The 18,431-nt window shown below is 66.2% G+C and carries 18 protein-coding genes; 8 read left to right on the forward strand and 10 right to left on the reverse strand.

Going from position 1 to position 18,431, the window contains the following annotated elements:
* Positions 1–3 precede the first annotated feature (3 nt).
* Entirely contained in the window at positions 4–459 is a 456-nt protein-coding gene (locus KQ693_RS02500) for a hypothetical protein (RefSeq protein ID WP_267261826.1), read from the forward strand.
* A 27-nt stretch (positions 460–486) separates the two neighbouring features.
* On the opposite strand, the gene pfkA is transcribed toward KQ693_RS02500, so the two are convergent.
* The 5 genes from pfkA to KQ693_RS02525 all read right to left on the reverse strand — a co-directional run bounded on the left by pfkA (position 487) and on the right by KQ693_RS02525 (position 4,038).
* Positions 487–1,455, reverse strand: coding sequence for a 6-phosphofructokinase (pfkA, locus tag KQ693_RS02505; RefSeq protein ID WP_267261827.1), 969 nt, complete (start codon positions 1,453–1,455; stop codon positions 487–489).
* A complete protein-coding gene (gene rsmI, locus KQ693_RS02510; RefSeq protein WP_267261828.1) occupies positions 1,452–2,264 on the reverse strand; it encodes a 16S rRNA (cytidine(1402)-2'-O)-methyltransferase in 813 nt (270 codons plus the stop codon). The genes pfkA and rsmI overlap by 4 nt, the downstream gene beginning before the upstream one ends.
* A 1-nt stretch (position 2,265) precedes the next feature.
* Positions 2,266–2,763: a hypothetical protein gene (locus tag KQ693_RS02515; protein WP_038031652.1), complete on the reverse strand. Its 498-nt coding sequence runs from the start codon at positions 2,761–2,763 to the stop codon at positions 2,266–2,268.
* Positions 2,764–2,846: 83 nt separating this feature from the next.
* Positions 2,847–3,377 (reverse strand): inorganic diphosphatase, encoded by a 531-nt coding sequence (locus KQ693_RS02520; RefSeq protein WP_219758912.1) that lies wholly within the window; start codon positions 3,375–3,377, stop codon positions 2,847–2,849.
* Positions 3,378–3,387: 10 nt separating this feature from the next.
* Positions 3,388–4,038: a glycerophosphodiester phosphodiesterase gene (locus tag KQ693_RS02525; RefSeq protein ID WP_038031654.1), complete on the reverse strand. Its 651-nt coding sequence runs from the start codon at positions 4,036–4,038 to the stop codon at positions 3,388–3,390.
* 23 nt (positions 4,039–4,061) lie between these two features.
* Here KQ693_RS02525 and KQ693_RS02530 point away from each other — a divergent pair, with 23 nt between their 5' ends.
* The 3 genes from KQ693_RS02530 to KQ693_RS02540 are packed head-to-tail and all read left to right on the forward strand — an operon-like array spanning position 4,062 to position 7,049.
* Positions 4,062–4,712 carry a YcxB family protein gene (locus tag KQ693_RS02530; RefSeq protein WP_267261829.1) on the forward strand — a complete coding sequence of 217 codons (651 nt, stop codon included), beginning with the start codon at positions 4,062–4,064 and terminating at the stop codon, positions 4,710–4,712.
* The gene (locus KQ693_RS02535) at positions 4,685–4,993 is read left to right on the forward strand and encodes a ComEA family DNA-binding protein (protein ID WP_267261830.1); all 309 of its coding nucleotides are present in this window, start codon (positions 4,685–4,687) and stop codon (positions 4,991–4,993) included. The genes KQ693_RS02530 and KQ693_RS02535 overlap by 28 nt, the downstream gene beginning before the upstream one ends.
* Positions 4,980–7,049, forward strand: coding sequence for a DNA internalization-related competence protein ComEC/Rec2 (locus KQ693_RS02540; RefSeq protein WP_267261831.1), 2,070 nt, complete (start codon positions 4,980–4,982; stop codon positions 7,047–7,049). Before KQ693_RS02535 ends, KQ693_RS02540 begins: the two co-directional genes overlap by 14 nt.
* On the opposite strand, the gene KQ693_RS02545 is transcribed toward KQ693_RS02540, so the two are convergent.
* From KQ693_RS02545 to mnmG, 4 genes are read right to left on the reverse strand one after another with little or no spacing between them, the layout of a single operon-like run.
* On the reverse strand, positions 7,037–7,849 hold the full coding sequence (locus KQ693_RS02545; RefSeq protein WP_267261832.1) for a ParB/RepB/Spo0J family partition protein: 813 nt from the start codon (positions 7,847–7,849) through the stop codon (positions 7,037–7,039). The genes KQ693_RS02540 and KQ693_RS02545 overlap by 13 nt on opposite strands.
* A complete protein-coding gene (gene soj, locus KQ693_RS02550) occupies positions 7,833–8,585 on the reverse strand; it encodes a chromosome-partitioning ATPase Soj (protein ID WP_323808505.1) in 753 nt (250 codons plus the stop codon). Before soj ends, KQ693_RS02545 begins: the two co-directional genes overlap by 17 nt.
* Positions 8,579–9,307, reverse strand: coding sequence for a 16S rRNA (guanine(527)-N(7))-methyltransferase RsmG (gene rsmG / locus KQ693_RS02555; RefSeq protein ID WP_267262345.1), 729 nt, complete (start codon positions 9,305–9,307; stop codon positions 8,579–8,581). Before rsmG ends, soj begins: the two co-directional genes overlap by 7 nt.
* Before the next feature lie 36 nt (positions 9,308–9,343).
* Complete coding sequence (gene mnmG, locus KQ693_RS02560) at positions 9,344–11,137, reverse strand: tRNA uridine-5-carboxymethylaminomethyl(34) synthesis enzyme MnmG (RefSeq protein WP_267261833.1); 1,794 nt, start codon at positions 11,135–11,137, stop codon at positions 9,344–9,346.
* Positions 11,138–11,201: 64 nt separating this feature from the next.
* On the opposite strand from mnmG, the gene dnaA reads away from it, so the two are divergent.
* The 4 genes from dnaA to pyk all read left to right on the forward strand — a co-directional run bounded on the left by dnaA (position 11,202) and on the right by pyk (position 16,704).
* Positions 11,202–12,515 (forward strand): chromosomal replication initiator protein DnaA, encoded by a 1,314-nt coding sequence (dnaA, locus tag KQ693_RS02565; protein ID WP_054392165.1) that lies wholly within the window; start codon positions 11,202–11,204, stop codon positions 12,513–12,515.
* A gap of 298 nt (positions 12,516–12,813) precedes the next feature.
* Entirely contained in the window at positions 12,814–13,971 is a 1,158-nt protein-coding gene (gene dnaN / locus KQ693_RS02570) for a DNA polymerase III subunit beta (protein WP_267261834.1), read from the forward strand.
* A gap of 53 nt (positions 13,972–14,024) precedes the next feature.
* Complete coding sequence (gene eno, locus KQ693_RS02575) at positions 14,025–15,293, forward strand: phosphopyruvate hydratase (RefSeq protein ID WP_267261835.1); 1,269 nt, start codon at positions 14,025–14,027, stop codon at positions 15,291–15,293.
* Positions 15,280–16,704 (forward strand): pyruvate kinase, encoded by a 1,425-nt coding sequence (gene pyk, locus KQ693_RS02580; protein WP_267261836.1) that lies wholly within the window; start codon positions 15,280–15,282, stop codon positions 16,702–16,704. Before eno ends, pyk begins: the two co-directional genes overlap by 14 nt.
* A gap of 92 nt (positions 16,705–16,796) precedes the next feature.
* Here the strand turns inward: pyk and KQ693_RS02585 are convergent, their stop codons facing one another.
* Complete coding sequence (locus KQ693_RS02585) at positions 16,797–18,266, reverse strand: phosphodiester glycosidase family protein (protein ID WP_267261837.1); 1,470 nt, start codon at positions 18,264–18,266, stop codon at positions 16,797–16,799.
* Between the last annotated feature and the right edge of the window lie 165 nt (positions 18,267–18,431).

Genomic DNA, 18,431 nt, shown 5'->3' on the forward strand with positions numbered 1-18,431 from the left:
GGCATGCTCACCTGGGTGGATCTCCTGGCCCTGCTAGGCTTGGCCGTGGCCCTGGCCTGGGGCTACCGGAGCGGCCTCCAGGGAGCCTTCGCCGGGCTCGGGGTGGTGCTCTACCTCCTCCTGGCCCAGGTGGGGTTTGCCGGCCCCTGGTGGGGTCTGGGCCTAGGGCTTCTCCTGGGGCTTCTGGCCAAAAGCCTCCCCCTTCCCTCCCTTTCCCAGGGCCTCGAGGTCCTCCTGGGCTCCCTGGGAGGGTTCCTTTTGGGCCTCTTCGTGGCCCTGGCCGTCTGGACTGGCTATCCCTGGGAAAAAACCGTCGCCGGGAGCCTCCGCTACCCCTCCCTGAACCTTCCCACCCCGGTCTACGACGGGGTGAGCCAGAGCCCCTTCGCCCGGGAGGCCTTCCGTCTGGCCTGGACCTCCCCCTGGCTCAGGCGGGCCCTGGGCCTAGATCGGCCGTAAGGCTATCTAGGTCAGCCGTAAGGCTATCTAGAGGGCCAGAACCCGCGATAGGGCCAGAAGGGTGCGGTTGATGTCCTTCTTACGCTCCACCGCCTCCTTGAGGGGGGTGAGCTCCACCTCCCCCTCCACCTCCCCCACCATGACCCCGCTGGTCCCCCCGGCCAGGGCCTCCACCGCCGCCGCCCCCAAGCGGCTCGCCAGGATGCGGTCCTTGGCGGTGGGGCTTCCTCCCCGCTGTATATGGCCCAGGACCGTGACCCGGGCCTCCACCGGCACGTGCTCCCTGATGGCGGCAAGAAGCCCCGCCGCCCCTCCGGGATAGGCCCCTTCCGCCACCACCACGATGGAGCTGGACTTGCCCCGGCGCAGGGATTCCAGAAGCCCCTCGGCGATGGCCCTGGGGTCCACGGGTTCCTCGGGCACGGCGATCACCTCCGCCCCCCCAGCCAGCCCCACATCCAAGGCGATGAACCCGGAGTCCCGCCCCATGACCTCGATGAAGAAGACCCGCTCGTGGCTGGCCGCGGTGTCCCGGATGCGGTCTATGGCCTCGAGGGCCGTGTTCACCGCGGTGTCAAAGCCAACGGTGTAATCGGTGCCGTAAAGGTCGTTGTCGATGGTGCCGGGCACCCCCACCACGGGGATTTTATGCTCCTCCAAAAGGCGCATGGCCCCGCGAAAGGTTCCATCCCCTCCGATGGCCACCAGGCCCTCGATGCCCGCCGCTTTGAGCTTCTCCGCTGCCTTGGCCCGGCCCTCTTCCGTGAGGAACTCCTGGCTTCTTGCGGTGAGGAGGATGGTTCCTCCCCGCTGAAGGATGTTGGCCACATCCCGCACCCCCAAGGGCACCATCTCCCCCTGGATCATGCCCGCATAGCCCCGGCGGATGCCGATCACCTCGAGGCCTAAGGCATAGGCCTGGCGCACCACCGCCCTAATGGCCGCATTCATCCCCGGGGCATCGCCGCCGGAAGTAAAGACCCCTATGCGCTTCATTCCCCCTCCTCAAAAGGCTCCTTCTCCCCTTCCAAAGCGAGGCGATAGGCCTCGTTCCTGGGAACCCCCCTCTGCAGAAGGGCCCGGAAAAGCGCCTTACCCTTAAGGCCATGGGCTTTTAGCTCCTCCAAGACCCGCTTGGCCTCCACGGGTGGCGCCTCCTTGGGTCCCAGCACCAAAACGAACTCGCCCCTCGGGTTTTGAAACTGCCTCCAGGCCTCCTCCAGGGTCCCCCGGAAGATCTCCTCGTGCACCTTGCTGATCTCCCGGGCCACGGCCACGGGATGCCCGGGACCGTAGATCCCCATGAGGTCCTCCAGGGTTTTTTGCAGGCGATGGGGGCTTTCGTACAGCACCGCGGTCCTCCCTTCCCGGGCCAGGGCCCAAAGCCGTTCCTTGCGCTCCTTGCCCCCTTTGGGCAGAAACCCCTCAAAGGTGAAGCGGTGGGTGGGCAGGCCCGAAGCCACCAGGGCGGGGATGAGGGCGGTGGGACCCGGAAGCGCTTCCACCCGCCAGCCCCATTCTAACGCCAGCCGCACCAGCTCCGCCCCGGGATCGGAGATGCCCGGGGTGCCGGCGTCGGTAGCGTAGGCCACGTAAGCGTAAGGGGAAAGGAGTTCTCTGGCCCTCCCCATCGTGTGCTGGTCCAAACGCAGGGTGGGGGTAGCGATGCCGTAGTGGCGGAGGAGAAGCCCGGTACGCCGGGTGTCCTCACAGGCCACCACCTCCACCTCCTTGAGCACCCTCAGGGCCCTTAGGGTGATGTCCTCCAGGTTGCCGATGGGGGTGGGTACCAGGACCAGGCGCACCTTAGAGGAGGATGGGCTTTAGAAGCTCCTGGACCTCGCGGAAGGTGAACTGGTACACCGAGCCCGAGGGCAGGGTGAACTCCAAAAGGTCCGGGCTTCCCGGGAAAAGGATGCGGCGCAGGGCCATGGGGCCCTGGTCGGTTTCCACATGGGCCGTCAGGTAGTCGGGCTCCAGGTTGGGTTCGTCCTCGGCCTCCTTGGGGGGTTCCTCCCCCACCCCCTCCTCCAGGCGGCGAAGGGCTTCCAGGAGGTCGGCCTTGAGGGTCCGCACCTCCTCCTCCAAGGTGCCGTCGGAAAAAACCAGAACCGCCTCCTCCCCTTCCCCATAGGCGGTAAGCCCCCAAAGGGCCTCCCCTTCCTCCTCGGGGGGGGCCTCCACCAGCTCCAGGGTGCCGTCGGAAAGCAGGCGCAAGACCGCCCCGCAGGCCTCGCAGTCCAGGAGGTCCCCCGCCTTGTACCCCTCCAGCTCCAGGGTTTCCCCGCATGCCGGGCAGACCATAAGCCTCCTCCAACCCCATTGTAAGCCGCTTAAAAAGGGCCTGGCCCTTCGGCCAGGCCCCGCCCTTTCCCAGAGGATTGGCCTCAACGGGCCCCGTAGCGGGCGATGCAGGCCCTCACCTCCTCCAAGGCCGCCTGCCGGTCCCGCCAGCCCGTGACCTTCACCCACTTGCCCTTCTTGGCCTCGAGGGCCTTGTAGGTTTCAAAGAAGTGCTGGATCTCCTGCTTAACCCCCTCGGGCACATCGCCAATGTCCCGAATGTGGTCCAGGCGCTGGTCCTCCGCCACCACCCCGATGACCTTGGCGTCCCCGCCCTTCTCGTCCTCCATGAGCAGAAGGCCCACCACCCGCACCTCCACCACCACCCCGGGCAAAAGGGGGTAGGTGGAGAGAACCAGGCCGTCCAGGGGATCCCCATCCTCGGCCAGGGTGGAGGGAATGAACCCGTAGTCCCCGGGATAGAACTGGGCTCCGGGAAGGACCCGGTCCAGCTTGATAACCCCAAGATCCGGATCGTACTCGTACTTGTTTCCGGAACCCCTGGGCACCTCGATGACCATGTTCACCACCTCGGGGGCACCCTTACCCACGGGAAGGCTCTTCAGGTTCGCCATAGCCCCCCCATTATACGAGGACCCCCGGGAAATCGGTGACCAGGGCATCCACCCCCCAGGCGGCCAGTTCCTGGGCTTGCTGGCGGCGGTTCACCGTCCAGACCAGTACCCGGTAGCGGGTCCTTAGCTCCCTCACCTTGGCCTCGCTGAGCAAAGAGGCCTCGGGATGCACCCATTCCACCCCCAGGCAGGGGGCCAGGGCCTCCGCCTCCTCGTGTTCATAAAGAAGGCCCAGGGGCCCCACCCCAAGCCGTTTAAGGCGCACCAGGGCCAAGGGATCAAAGGAGCTCACCCAGATCCTATCCGAGGGGTAGCGGGCCAGGAGCCTGGCCAAGGCCTCCTCCCGGCCGTCGGTTTCCGGAGGAAGGCTTTTCAGCTCCACGTTGATCCAGGCTTCGGGGAAGGTCCTCAGCACCTCCTCGAGGGTGGGCACATAAGCCGGGAGCTCCCTAGAAGAAACCCCGCTAATAGGGACGCCTCCCAGGGTGAAGTCATGGTGCACCACCAGCACCCCATCCCGCGTGAGGTGCACGTCCAGCTCAAATCCATCCAGCCCAGCCTCCAAGGCCTGCCGGAAAGCCTCCAGGGTATTTTCCACATAAACCTGGGCCTCGCCTTCCGCCAGGCGAGGGGCGCCGCGGTGTCCCAAGCGCAAGGGCACGAGGGGAAGTATACAATGGGGCCATGGGCAAGTATGAAGCGGCGTTTTCCCGCCTGGGCGAGGAAGCCCTGGCCAAGCTGGAAGGGCCGGGTGGCTTTCTGGCCGTCACCGAGGCCCACCTGGTCTTCGTGGACGACGCTGGGGTAAAGCGCCTAGAGCTGGCCAGGATCCGCCGGGTGGGTAAGGGAGAAGCCGGCACCCTCCTGGTGCAAGGAGAAGGGGATTCCCTGGTCCTCCCCCTGAGGGCCTTCCCCCTGGAGGAGCTCAAGGCCTTTCTGGAGGGGTTGAAACCCCACGTGGCCCGGGCCCGCAAGGCCACCTCGGCTCCAGCCCCCGGCCCTAAGGCCCCCCTGACCCAGGAAACCCCTCCCCCACCCCCTCCTCCCGAGCCCCCGAAGGCCCCGGTGTGGGAGGAGGAACCTCCTCCCAAGCGGGACTCGGTGGAGCTGGCCCCGGAGCCGGAGTCCCCTCCCCCAGCCCCCACGCCCAAGGCCCAGGGGGGGAGGAACCCTTTGGCCCTCCCCTTAAAGGTCCTCTCCCTCCTCACCCTGGCCTACACCGTGGCCTTCGTGGCCCTGAACCCAGGGGTGGATCCTTGGGTCCTGGCCGGAGTTCTCCTAGGCGGGCTTGGTCTGGCCTTGACGGAGTGGTCTTCCTCTACCTCCTCGCGGTAGCCCTCCTGGGTCTTTCCAGCCTCTGGCCCAAGCTGGTCCCGAAACCCCAGCCGGTGCGGGTGGAAACCCTGGCGGAGGCCAGCTTTGAGCCCCCAGCCCCTGAGCCCATCAGCTTGAACCAGGCCAGCCTCGAGGAGCTCATGAGCCTCCCTGGGGTCGGCCCCGTGCTGGCCCAGAGGATCGTGGAGGGAAGACCCTACGCCCGGGTGGAGGACCTCCTGAGGGTCAAGGGCATCGGCCCCGCCACCCTGGAACGGCTCAGGCCCTATGTCCGACCCTAGGGCAGTCTTCCCCAAGCCTCCCCTTTCGACCTGGGGTCCAGGGGTGGACCTGGGTCTAGGCGGGCTCCTGGGAGCCTGGGGGCTTTTCCATCCCTGGGTCCTTCTCCTGGCGCCCTTACTCCTCCCCCTCCTCCGGCTTCCCTTCGCCCTCGGGCTCGTTTTTGTCCTCCTCCGGGGCCTCCTCTTTCCCGTAACGGAACCTCCTTACGGCATCCGCCTCGAGGGTGTCTTCACCCTCCACCAAGGCACCATCCTCTGGCAGGGGCACAGGCTCTGGGTGCAGCACTACCCAGGCCTGGAGGATGGCCGCTACCGGCTGCGGGGGTACCTGGTTCCACCCCAGGGCAAGCGCAATCCCGGGGGCTTTGACCAGCGCACCTGGCTCCTCTCCCGGGGGATAAGAGGGGTGTTTCACGTGGAACGGGCGGAACCCCTGGCTCCGCTTCCCGACCCTCGGGCTCCCTTCCGTGCCCGCCTGGCGCAGGGACTCTCGCCCCCTGCCCTCGAGGTCCTGGAAGGGCTGGTCCTGGGGGATAAAAGGGAACTGGAGGACACCTATACCCAGTTCCAAAAGGCAGGGCTCGCCCATCTTCTGGCCCTCTCGGGCCTCCACGTGGGCTTTCTGGTGGCAAGCCTGGTTTTCCTTCTCACCCCTTTGGGCCGATGGCGCTACCTCCTGGCCCTCCTCGCTCTACCCTTTTACCTCTGGCTGGCGGGGCCAAGCCCCTCCTTGGTGCGGGCCAGCCTCATGGCCGGGTTATCCCTCCTGGGCCTCTTCCTCGGCCTTGGAGCCGCCGGGGTGCTCCAGGCCCTGGGCCTCGCCCTCTTTCTCCAGCTCCTGTGGTGGCCCGCAAGCCTGCTAAGCCTTTCCCTCCAGCTCTCCTACCTGGCGGTTGCGGGGATCGCCCTCCTCCTGCCCGCCCTCCCCCGACCCCAGGGAGCACGGGGGTACCTGGCCGGAGCCCTTCTCACCAGCCTGGCCGCCCAGGTCCCCCTGGTTCCCCTTCTCCTTCACCGCTTCGGCTTCCTACCCCTCCTCTCCCCCCTTAGCAACCTCCTGGCCCTACCCCTGGCCTCCCTCCTGGTACCCCTGGGATTCCTCAAGCTCTTCCTTGGGGGTCTTCTGGCACCCCTTCTGGAACCTTTGGCCAAGGCCCTCCTTCTCCTGGCCCAGGCCGCAAGCCGTGGCCCACTCTTAAGCTGGGGGGAAATCTCCCCTTTGGGCTTCGCCCTCTACTACCTTGGGCTTTTCCCCTTGGCCCTGGCCTTGCACTGGCTTCTCCCCTGGCGGAAAGCCCTCCTCCTTGCCAGCCTTCCCCTTCTGGTCAGCCTCCTCGCCTCCTGGCCCAAGCCCCTGGACCTCTTCGCCCTGGACGTGGGCCAGGGGGATGCCCTGCTGGCCCGGCTGGGTGGGGCCGAGGTGCTGGTGGACGGGGGCCGGCCCGAGCAGGGGGAAAAGGTGGTGCGGGCCCTAAGGGCCCTGGGGGTGGAGGCCCTCGAGGTCCTGGTGGCCACCCACCCCGATGCTGACCACCACGGGGGCCTCCTCAAGGTGGCCGAGGAGGTTCCCATCGGCCTCGCCCTCCTCTCCCCCGCCTTCCCAAAGGAGCACCCCCTGGTCCAGGCCCTGCAAAGCCGGAAGGTGCCCATCCTCTTCCCCGGAACCGGCACCCGCCTTCGCGTGGGAAAAGGGAGCCTCGAGGTCCTCTGGCCTCCTGGCCCGCAAGCAGATGACAACCAAAGCGGTCTGGTCCTCCTCCTGGACTTCGCCGGGCCCAAGGCCCTTCTCCTGGCGGACGTGCCCGGGGAGGTGGAGGAACGGCTAACTCCCCCGCAGGTGGCGGTGGTTAAGGTTAGCCACCACGGCTCCCGCACGGGCACGGACGAGGGCCTCCTGGAACGCATCCGGCCCCAGGCGGCCTTGATAGGCGTGGGAAGGAACCCCCACGGCCACCCCCACCCCGAGGTCTTGGAGCGCCTGGACCAGCATGGGGTAAGGGTCTACCGCACCGACCAAAACGGCGCGGTGCGGGTCCTTTTTGGCTACGCCTGGTAACCCAGCCGCTCTAAAAGGGACTCCAGCTCCTCCAGGGAGCGGTAGTGGATGACCACCTTCCCCCGCCTTCCCCCCACCACCCTCACCGGCAGGCCCAGGTGCCGGGAAAGCTCCAGGGAAAGGGGAGAGGGTTCCTGGGTTTTGCGCTCCCGTTCCCGCACCAAACGCTCCCGCAAGGCCTCCGCCTGGCGCACGGAAAGCCCTTTTTCGAGGATCTCCCTCAGGCCCCAAAGCCGGTCCTCAGGCTCCAGCATCAAAAGGGCCCGGGCGTGGCCCGCGCTGATGAGCCCCTCTTCCAAGGCCTCCAAAACCTCCTCGGGAAGCTGCAAAAGCCTCAGGGCGTTGGCCACCGTGGAGCGGGCCTTACCCACCCGCTTGGCCACCTCCTCCTGGGTGAGGCCCAGACCCAAGAGGGCCTGGTAACCCCGGGCCTCCTCCAACGGGGTGAGGTCCTCCCGCTGGAGGTTCTCCACCAGGGCCACCTCCATGGCCTCCTGGTCCGTGAGGTCGCGGATGAGGGCGGGAACCTCCTTCAGGCCCGCCATCTCCGCGGCCCTAAGGCGCCTCTCCCCGGCCACCAATTCGTACCCCTCCCCCTTGGGACGCACCACCAGGGGTTGAAGCAGGCCTTTCTCCCGGATGGAAGCCGCAAGCTCCTCCAGACCCTCCTGGGAGAACCTCCGGCGGGGCTGGTGGGGGTTGGGCCGGATGGCGGACAAGGGAAGCCGGACCACCCCTCCGCCGCCCTTGGGCAGGAGGGCCTCGAGGCCCCTCCCTAAACCGCTAGCCTTCTTGGACACGGGCGATCACCTCCTCGGCCAGACGGCGGTAGGCGTGGGCCCCCGGCGAGGTGGGGGCATGCTGGGCGATGGTCCTGCCAAAGCTCGGGGCCTCCGCCAGCCGCACGTTCCGGGGCACCACCGTCCAGAACACCTTCTCCCCGAAGTGGGCCCGAAGCTGGGCCTCCACCTGCTGGGACAAAAGGGTCCGGCCGTCGTACATGGTGATGAGGATGCCGAGAAGCCTAAGGCGCGGGTTCAGCCGGGTGCGCACCTCGTCCAGGGTGGAGAGCAACCCCGCCACCCCCTCCAGGGCGTAGTACTCCGCCTGCACCGGGACCACCACCCCGTGCGCCGCCGCCAGGGCGCTCAGGGTGAGGGCGGAGAGGCTGGGGGGCACGTCCAAGAGGGTGATATCGTACCCCTCGTCCCGTAAGGCCTCCCTCAAGGCCAGGGGTCTTTCCAGAAGCTCCACCGTGGCCCCCACCAGCTCCGGGGTGGCCGGCAACAAATGGAAACCGTCCACGGGCTGCACCAAGCCCTCCAGGGGTTCCCCCTGCAACACCTGGTACACCCCGCGCTCGGGCCGGAGCCCAAGGCCACTGGTGGCGTTCATCTGAGGGTCCAGGTCCACCAAGAGGACCCTCTTCCCCATGCGGGCCAGGTAGGCGGCCAGGTTGATGGCGGTGGTGGTCTTGCCCACCCCCCCCTTCTGGTTCACCAGGGCAATCCGCCGCAACACCTTGGACCCTAGCATAAAGGATTTTTCTCGGGCACCCCCGGTCGCCGGGGATACCTGGCCGGGGTAGAGGCCTCCTTCGGCACCACCACCAGGTTCCGTTCCTCCTGGGCCACGGGAAGAACCAAGGAGTGGACGGTAACCAAGCCGCCTCCCAGGAGGGCTAGGGCCCTGGGCAAGGGGGCCACCTCCTCCGCCACCCTCGGACCCTTCTGGGCCACCATATACCCCCCCAGGGCCACGAAGGGCAGGCCCAGCTCCACCAATACGCAAAGGGGAGCCACCGCCCGGGCCACCACCCGGTGGTAGGCCTCCCGGTGCTCGGGCCTATGGGCCAGCTCCTCCGCCCGGCCCCAGAGGGGGTAGGCCCCCTTCAGCTCAAGGGCCTCCACCGCCTGGGCCACGAAGGCCACCTTCTTCTTGGTGGCGTCCAGGAGGGTGACCTCCAGCTCCGGGCGCACGATCTTCAGGGGAAGCCCGGGAAACCCCGCCCCCGTGCCCAGGTCCAGCACCCGCCATGGCCCCTGAAAGAGGGGCAAGGTGAGGAGGGTGAGGGAGTCCAGGAAATGCTTGACCACCACCTCCTCCTCCGTGCGCAAGGCCGTGAGGTTGGTGCGCCGGTTGGCCTCCATAAGGAGGTCGTAAAGGCGGGAGAAGGTGGAAAGGTGGGCCTCGAGGTCCAGCCCCAAGGCCTTTCCACCCTCCAGAAGAAGCTGAACGCCCTTTGGGCTTAGACCCACCTCCACCCCCAATGTTTCACGGGAAACATCCCCCTCTCACCGGGAAAGCACCCTGAGGTGCACCAAGAGGGCCGTGAGGTCCGAGTCCCGTATCCCAGGGATCCGGGCAGCCTCCGCCACGGTCCGGGGCCTCACCCGGGAAAGCTTTTCCACGGCCTCCCGGGAAAGGCCCGGGACCCGGGGGAACTCCAAACCCTCGGGTATGCGAAAGCCCTCCAGGTCCCTCAGTTTTTCCCGCAGCCGCTCCTGCCGCTCGATGTACCCCGCGTACTTGGCCCGCACCTCCACCTGGTAGGCCTCCTCGGGGCTCAAAGGAACAGGTGGGGGAAAGCGTTCCGCCAAGGCCCCGTAGGTGTTTTCCGGACGCCTCAGCCACACCAGGCCGCTCACCCCATCCACCCGCAAGGCCTCGAGGCGCCTTAGCTCCGCCTCCACCCGGCGGTACTTTTCCCTCACCGCTTCCAGATCCTCCCTGGGCCTAAGGCCCCACTCCACCGCCAAGGGCACCAGGCGCTCGTCCGCATTGTCCGCCCGGCAGAGGAGGCGGAGCTCCACCCTCGAGGTCATCATCCGGTAGGGCTCGTCCGTGCCCCGGCCCACCAGGTCGTCCACCATCACCCCGATATAGCCGCTTTCCCGGGGGAGATGCACCTCTGAGAGGCCCAGGGCATACCGGGCAGCGTTCAGCCCCGCCAGGAGGCCCTGGGCCGCGGCCTCTTCGTACCCCGAGGTGCCGTTCACCTGCCCGGCAGCGAACAACCCAGGGAGGAAGCGGGACTGGAGCCCCCGGGTAAGCTCCGTGGGATCCAGGCTGTCGTACTCCACCGCGTAAGCGTAGCGCTGGATCACCGCCCGCCCAAACCCCGGCAGGCTTTTCACCATCTCCTCCTGGAGCTCCGGCGGCAGGCTGGAGGAGAACCCCTGCAGGTACACCTCGCTGGTGGCAAGCCCGTCGGGCTCCACGAAGAGGAGGTGGCTATCCTTGTCGGAAAAGCGCACCACCTTGTCCTCAATGGAGGGGCAGTAGCGGGGACCGATGCCCACGATATCCCCGGCATAAAGGGGAGACAGGTGCAGGTTCTCCAGGATCAGGCGGTGGGTGCGGGATGTGGTCCGGGTCTGCCACGTGGGAAGCTTGGCCGCATGGGGTCCCGGGCTTCCCGTGAAGCTTCCCGGGGGTACCTCCGGGGGCACCACCAAGAGCTCCGAGAAGTCCACGGAATCCGCCCGGATCCGGGGTGGGGTCCCCGTCTTGAACCGGCGCAGGGTGTGGCCGACGGCCTCGAGGCTCCGGGAAAGAAACCGGGCTGGCGGCTCCCCCTGCCGTCCCGCCGGCCGGGAACGCCTTCCGTACCAGACCACCCCCCCCAGGAAGGTTCCCCCCGCCACCACCACCGCCTTGGCGGGAATCTCCCGGCCATCCACGGTGCGCACTCCAAGAAGCCTTCCCCCCTCCACAAAGAGGCTCGCCACCTCCCCCCGGATCACCTCGACCGGCCTTTCCGCCAGGATTTCCTGGGCCCTAAGGGCGTAGAGATCCCGGTCCACCTGGACCCTCAGGCTTTGCACCGCCGGTCCCTTGGAGCGGTTCAGCACCCGGGTGTGGATGGCGGTGGCGTCCGCCGCCCGGCCCATAAGCCCCCCCAGGGCGGTGAGCTCCGCCACGAGCTGGCTTTTGCCGGGCCCGCCCACCGCCGGGTTGCAGGGCATCATGCCTATGCGCTCGGGGTTTATGGTGACCAGGGCCACCCGGACCCCGAGGGCCGCGGCCGCCCAGGCCGCCTCCAGCCCTGCATGCCCACCTCCCACCACCACCACGTCGTAACGCATCCCACCCTCCACTTTACCCAAGGCCTTGGCGTAGAATGTTCCTCCGGAAACGCGGGGGGTAGCCTTGACCCACGAGGCCGTCTGGCAACACATCCTGGAACACATCCGCCGCAACATCACCGAGGTGGAGTTCCACACCTGGTTCGAGCGCATCCGCCCCTTGGGCATCCAGGATGGGGTACTCCAGCTGGCGGTGCCCACCTCCTTCGCCCTGGACTGGATCAAGCGCCACTACGCCGAGCTGATCCAGGAAGCCCTGGGCCTCCTGGGGGCCCAGCCTCCCCGGTTTGAGCTCAAGGTGGTCCCCAGCGTGGCCGTACAGGAGGATATCTTCCACACCCCTACCCCTTCCGAAGCTGCCAAGCCCAACCTCAACCCCAAGTACACCTTTGAAAACTTCGTGGTGGGGCCCAACAACTCCATGGCCCATGCGGCGGCGGTGGCGGTGGCCGAGTCCCCAGGAAGAGCCTACAATCCCCTTTTCATCTATGGGGGCGTGGGCCTGGGCAAGACCCACCTCATGCACGCCGTGGGACACTCCGTGGCCAAGCGTTTTCCCCACCTTAAGATCGAGTACGTGTCCACGGAAACCTTCACCAACGAGCTCATCAACGCTATCCGCGAGGACCGCATGACGGAGTTCCGCGAACGGTACCGCTCCGTGGACCTTCTCTTGGTGGACGACATCCAGTTCATCGCCGGCAAGGAGCGCACCCAGGAGGAGTTCTTCCACACCTTCAACGCCCTATACGAGGCCCACAAGCAGATCATCCTCTCCTCCGACCGGCCCCCCAAGGATATCCTGACCCTCGAGGCCCGCTTAAGAAGCCGGTTCGAATGGGGCCTCATCACCGACATCCAGCCCCCTGACCTGGAAACCCGCATCGCCATCCTCAAGATGAACGCCGAGCAACGGGGTCTCAGGATCAGCGAGGAGGTGCTGGAGTACATAGCCCGGCAAGTGACCTCCAACATCCGCGAGCTGGAGGGTGCCCTGATGCGCACCATCGCCTACGCTTCCCTAAACGGGGTGGAACTCACCCGCGCCGTGGCCGCCAAGGCGCTTTCCGACATCTTCGCCTCCAAGGAAGTGGAGGTGGATCCCCACGAGATCGTGCGCAAGGTGGCGGAGTACTTTGCCCTGCGCCCGGAGGATCTGGTGGGGGGTGGCCGGCGCAAGGAGGTGGTTTTACCCCGCCAGATCGCCATGTTCCTGGTGCGGGAACTCACCCGCTCGTCCCTCCCGGAAATCGGCCAGCTCTTCGGGGGGCGGGACCATACCACCGTCCTCTATGCCATCCAAAAGGTTCAGGAGCTTTCGGAAAGCGACCGCGAGGTGCAGAAGTTACTCCGCAGCCTGAAAGAGGCCCTGACATGACCCCTGTGGATAACCTGTGGATAACCCTGTGGATAACCCCGGTTTTTCTGTGGATAACCTTGTGGACAAGCTGTGGAAAATCGACCTCCCTTCAGGACCTGTGGATAACTGGCCAGTTATCCACAGCTTATCCACAACCTGAGGCCAGTTATCCACAAGGGTTTTCCACAAGCCCTTTCCGCTCCCACACGTCATTTTCTACCCCTTATCCACATATCCACAGCCCCTATTACTACGACTACTATCTCTTTAAGATCTTTAAGAAACCCATAGTAGCAGTAGAGAGGAGGCAAACCCGATGAAGGTGAAAGTTCCAAAAACCCTGCTTACCGAACACGTGGCCTTGCTGGAACGGGTCATTCCCACGCGAAGCTCCAATCCCCTTTTCACCTACTTAGGCTTAGCCCTTACGCCAGACGCCCTGATGTTGTTCGGAACCAATGGCGAGGTGGACCTGGAAGTGCGCCTGGAGCTTCCCACGGAGGGAGAAGGGCGTTTTTTGGTTCCTGCACAGCCTTTCTTCCAGCTGGTGCGCAGCCTTCCCGGGGATCAGGTGGAGCTGGACTTCGGTGCGGAGCTTTCCCTCTCCTCGGGTTCCTTCAGCACCCGGCTGAGCCTTGCCCCCGACGAAGGCTACCCAGAGCTTTTCTTCCCCAGCCTGGAAGGCCCCGCGGAGCCCTATCCCCTCCAGACCCTTTTGCCGGTGGAGGAGCTTCTCAAGGCACTCTCCCACGTGCGCTATGCGGCCAGTAACGAGGAGTACCGGGCGATTTTCCGGGGCGTCCAGCTGGAGTTTTCCGAGGGAGGGCTTCGCTCCGTGGCCTCCGACGGGTACCGCCTGGCCCTATACAGGCTTGCCAAGCCCCAACCCTTTGCCAAGAAGGTGGTGGTGCCTGCCCGGAGTGTGGACGAGATGGTGAGGGTTCTGAAGGGCATGGGTGAAGGGGAGGTAGCCCTGGCCCTGGGCCCGGGGGTTCTGGGCCTGGCCACCAGCGGTTCGCAAGGCCCTGCCGCCACCGGCAAGGGGCAGCTGCGCACGGCTGTCCGGCTTATGGAGGGGGAGTTCCCGGATTATGAGCGGGTGATCCCCAAGGAGTTCCCCCTGAAGGCGGCCTTCGAGGTGGAGGCCTTCCGCGAGGCCCTGCGCCGGGTGAGCGTCCTTTCTGACCGGCAAAACCATCGGGTGGATCTTCTTTTTGAGGAGGGGCGGGTGTTGCTCTCCGCTGAGGGGGATTACGGCAAGGGGCAGGAGGAGGTTCCCGTGCACCTCGAGGGCATGCCCCTGGCGGTGGCCTACAACGCCCGCTATCTTTTGGAGGCCCTTTCCCCCCTTTCCGGCCTGGCGGTGTTGCTGCTCTCCGGGCCCACCAGCCCTAGCCTGGTGCGCCCAGGGGGGGCTTCCCCAGTGGAGGCGGCGGAGGGGTACCAGGCGGTGGTGGTACCCCTGCGGGTGTAAACTTGGCTCCGGGGGGCGGGAAGCGCTTCCAGAAACGCTTAGGGGAGGAGTCCATGACCACGATCGTGAACGTGAAAGCCAGGGAGGTTTTAGACTCTAGGGGCTTTCCCACGGTGGAGGCCGAGGTGGAGCTGGAAGGAGGTGCCAGGGGCAGGGCCATGGTGCCCTCTGGAGCCTCCACCGGCACCCATGAGGCCTTGGAGCTACGGGATGGGGGCAGGCGTTACCTGGGGAAGGGGGTGCGCCGGGCGGTGGAGGGCATCCAGGAACGCATCGCCCCCGAACTCATCGGCCGGGATGCCCTGGACCAGGAGGGGGTAGACCGGGCCATGCTGGAGCTGGACGGCACCTCCAACAAGTCCAACCTGGGGGCCAATGCCATCCTGGCGGTTTCCCTGGCCACGGCCCGGGCGGCGGCGGAGGCTTTGGGTCTGCCCTTATACCGTTATTTGGGAGGAGTTCAGGCGGTTACTTTGCCGGTTCCCCTTATGAACGTGATCAACGGGGGAAAGCACGCGGACAACCGGGTGGATTTCCAGGAGTTCATGCTGGTGCCCGCGGGGGTGGAAAGCTTTTCCGAGGCCTTGCGGGTGGGGGCCGAGATCTTCCACACCCTTAAGGGGGTGTTGAAGGAGAGAGGGTACAGCACCAACGTGGGGGACGAGGGAGGCTTCGCCCCGGACCTAAGGAGCAACGAGGAGGCCATAGAGCTTCTTCTTTTGGCCATCGAGCGGGCGGGATACACCCCGGGGCAGGAGGTTTCCCTGGCCCTGGATCCCGCGGCCAGCGAGCTTTACCGGGATGGGAAATATCACCTGGAAGGGGAAGGACGGGTGCTTTCCTCGGAGGAGATGGTGGAGTTCTGGGCCACGTGGGTGGAGAAATACCCCATCCGCTCCATTGAGGACGGCCTAGCGGAGGACGACTGGGAAGGTTGGCGGCTGCTCACCGAGCGCCTGGGTGGCAGGGTCCAGCTGGTGGGGGATGACCTTTTCGTCACCAACCCGGACAGGCTTCGCCAAGGGATCGAGCTGGGTGTGGCCAACGCCATCCTGGTGAAGGTGAACCAGATCGGCACCCTTTCCGAGACCCTCGAGGCCATCCGCCTGGCCCAGCGCTCCGGCTACCGGGCGGTGATCAGCCACCGTTCCGGGGAAACCGAGGACAGCTTCATCGCCGACCTTGCGGTGGCGGTGAACGCTGGTCAGATCAAAACGGGTTCCCTCTCCCGTTCGGATCGCCTTTCCAAGTACAACCAGCTCCTGCGCATTGAGGAGGAGCTGGGGCGTGCGGCGCGCTTTCTAGGATATGAGGCCTTTTAAGCGCACCAAGATCGTGGCCACCCTGGGGCCCGCTTCGGACTCCAAGGAAGCCATCCGGGCCCTGGCGGAGGCGGGGGCGGATGTCTTTCGCCTGAACTTCAGCCACGGCACCCATGAGGAGCACCGGAAACGGGTGGCCTGGGTGCGGGAGGTGGAGAAGGAACTGGGCAAAACCCTGGCCATCCTCCAGGACCTCCAGGGCCCCAAGATCCGCATCGGCCGGTTCAAGGAGGGCCGGGTGGAGCTTAAGGTGGGCCAGCCCTTCATCCTCACCCGGGCTCCCGTGGAGGGGGACGAGACCCGGGTTTCCATCACCTACAAGGGGCTTCCCGAGGACGTGGCTCCCGGGCAGGTGCTCCTCTTGGACGACGGCCGCCTGCGCCTTCGGGTGGAGAGGATCCAGGGGGACGAGATCCACACCGTGGTGGAGCTGGGGGGGGTGCTTTCCGACAGCAAGGGGATCAACGTTCCTGGCTCGGATCTCTCCATCCCCGCCCTCTCGGAAAAGGACATCCAGGACCTGGCCCTGGGGACGGAGCTCGGGGTGGACTGGGTGGCGGTGTCCTTCGTGCGCACCCGGGATGACCTGCTCCTGGCCCGGCACTACCTGGCCCGGCATGGTTCCCGGGCTCGGCTCATGGCCAAGATAGAGAAGCCTTCCGCCGTCTACCGCTTTGAGGAGATCCTGGAAGAAGCCGACGGCATCATGGTGGCCCGGGGGGACCTGGGGGTGGAGATGCCTCTAGAGGAGGTGCCCATCATGCAAAAGCGCCTTATCCTCAGGGCCATCGCCGCCGGCAAGCCGGTGATCACCGCCACCCAGATGCTGGAGTCCATGGTGCAGAACCCAAGCCCCACCCGGGCGGAGGCCTCCGACGTGGCCAACGCCATCTTTGACGGCACGGACGCCGTGATGCTCTCCGCGGAAACCGCCGCCGGGGCCTACCCGGTGGAGGCGGTGGCTACCATGGCCAGGATCGCCCGGGTGGTGGAGTCCTCCCCCGAGTTCTTGCAAAAGCTCAACGTCCTCCGCCCGGCCCCTACCCCCACCACCCAGGATGCCATCGCCCAGGCGGCGGACGACATTGTGGAGGCGGTGGAGGCCAAGGCCATTGTGGTCTTTACCGCCACGGGAAGCTCGGCTAGGCGCATCGCCCGCACGCGGCCCAAGGTGCCCATCCTGGCCCTCACCCCGAACCCCGAGGTGGAGCGGCAGCTGGCCTTGGTCTGGGGTGTTCTGCCCTATCTGGCCCCCGACCCCCAGGATACCGATGACATGGTGCGCATCGCCCTGGAGAAGGCCAAGGCCTGCGGGCTGGCCCAGGTGGGGGAGAGGGTGGTGATCGCCGCCGGAGTGCCCTTTGGGGTGCGAGGGACCACCAACCTCATCCGGGTGGAGCGGGTGAGCTAACGCCACCCCATCCTGGCTCTGCTAGGGTGGGGGCCCCGGTAAAGCCCTTCTGCAGGCGTATATTTCCCTGTTTCCTGAAGGAAGAGGCGTCCTCAGGGGGCGTAAAGGGCTAAGGCGCTCACCACCGGCCTTGGGGAGCCTTGGTAGGGACTTCTCAGCTTATCCTTGACCCAAAGCTGGGCTGAGCCCCCTCCGTCCATCCTTAGGGCGTTCCAGGCCCCCAGGGAGAGGAGGGCGCGGGCTAGGACCCCAGGGGTAGTGGGCTCGGAAACCAAAAGCCAAAGCTTCCCTTCCCGGGTCCAGGCCACGGCCGCCTGGGGGGCTATGGCCTGGAGGGGCCTTGGGTCGCGGAAGTTCTCCCGGCTGGGGTCAAAGGCGTACTGGCCTTCCTGGACCAAAAGGGGGCCTGCTTCCAGAGCGTAGCGGAAAGGGGGGTCCAGGCGCCCGTAGAGGCTTAGGGTGTCCCCGGGCTTTAGGGGAAAGGGAAGGGCTCCTTTGGGAAAGGTAAGGGCCCAGGCCCCAGGAGGAAGTTCCTGGGGGGCGGGGAGGATGGCCTGTACCCGGTTTCCCATCACCAAGGCCACCTCCTCCCCCTCCTTGCCCACGGGTCCCGGGACCGTGTGGGCGGTGTAGCGGGCCCGGGAGGCGTTGATGCCCACCCGCACCCGCTCTCCGGAAGGACCTTGGATCGTTGCCTCAAACCGGGGAACCCCCAGGAAGAAGCTGAAACTATCCCATAAGAGGGCTGTGCGGCCGCTGGGGTAGGAAACCGTAACCCCGTCCTGGACCCAAAGGCCGATGGGGGTAGCGGTTTTGGGGTCAAAGTACCCCCCGTTCAGCACCGCCAGGGCGTTTGGGGCAAGGTCCTTGGGCAGAGCCCTCATCCCAGGCCGGCCCACGGGGATGAGTGTTCCCCGTTCTGCCTCCACCAGGTAGAGCCTAAGGGGCTCTGGGGTAAAGGCCCAGATTTCCCGGTAGCGGACTCCTGGGGCCAGGGGTTCCTCCACCTCGGCCTCGAGGACATAGAGATCCAGGACCAGGCGCTCGGGGTCCTTCAGGGGAAAGAGGCGGTAGCGAAGGAGCTTTCCCGGAAAGCTCAGGGTGAGCTCTGTGCCCCCTGGCAAAAGGCGCACCCGGGCCTCCATGCCCTTGGGCCAGGGAACCTGGGTCATACCCGGGGCCAGGTAGGGGAGAAGGAGGGAAAGGCTTCCTGGAGCCTGGCCCTCCGAGGGAGGCTTGGGTGCAGGTTCGGGCCCGGGGAGGTCCAGCACCAGGCGGAGGGCCCGTCCCTGGGTGCCGTGGCGTACCCCGGCCTCCGGGGTGCGGAAGTAGCCCAAGGCCTTCAGGGCCTCGAGGGACATTCTTTCCCCGTCGGGTGGGGGAAGAGCGGGTTCCAAAGGTTCCGCCCAGCCCACCCCCGGCACGTAGACGAAGCGCACCCCCTCCCCCTCGTAAATCCAGGCCCCGGCCTCCTCCCGAAAGGAAAGGCCAAAGGTGCTGGCGGGAAGCAGGGTCTGGGCCAGGGAGCAGGAGAAGAAAAGGAGGAGGGCTAGGAGCCTCATCCCTCCATGGGAGCAGATAGCGGTGAGAAAGTGCTTAGAGAAAAGAGGGGGTGTGGGGGAGCTACAATCCCCCAGTTTTTAAACCGGGGATACATGGACTCCCCCACATCCGCCGGCGGTTCATTTGGGGTAGGGGTCCCAAAGCGGCGGACATAGCATAGTTGG

It is taken from the genome of Thermus brevis (assembly GCF_026427635.1).
GTDB lineage: Bacteria > Deinococcota > Deinococci > Deinococcales > Thermaceae > Thermus > Thermus antranikianii.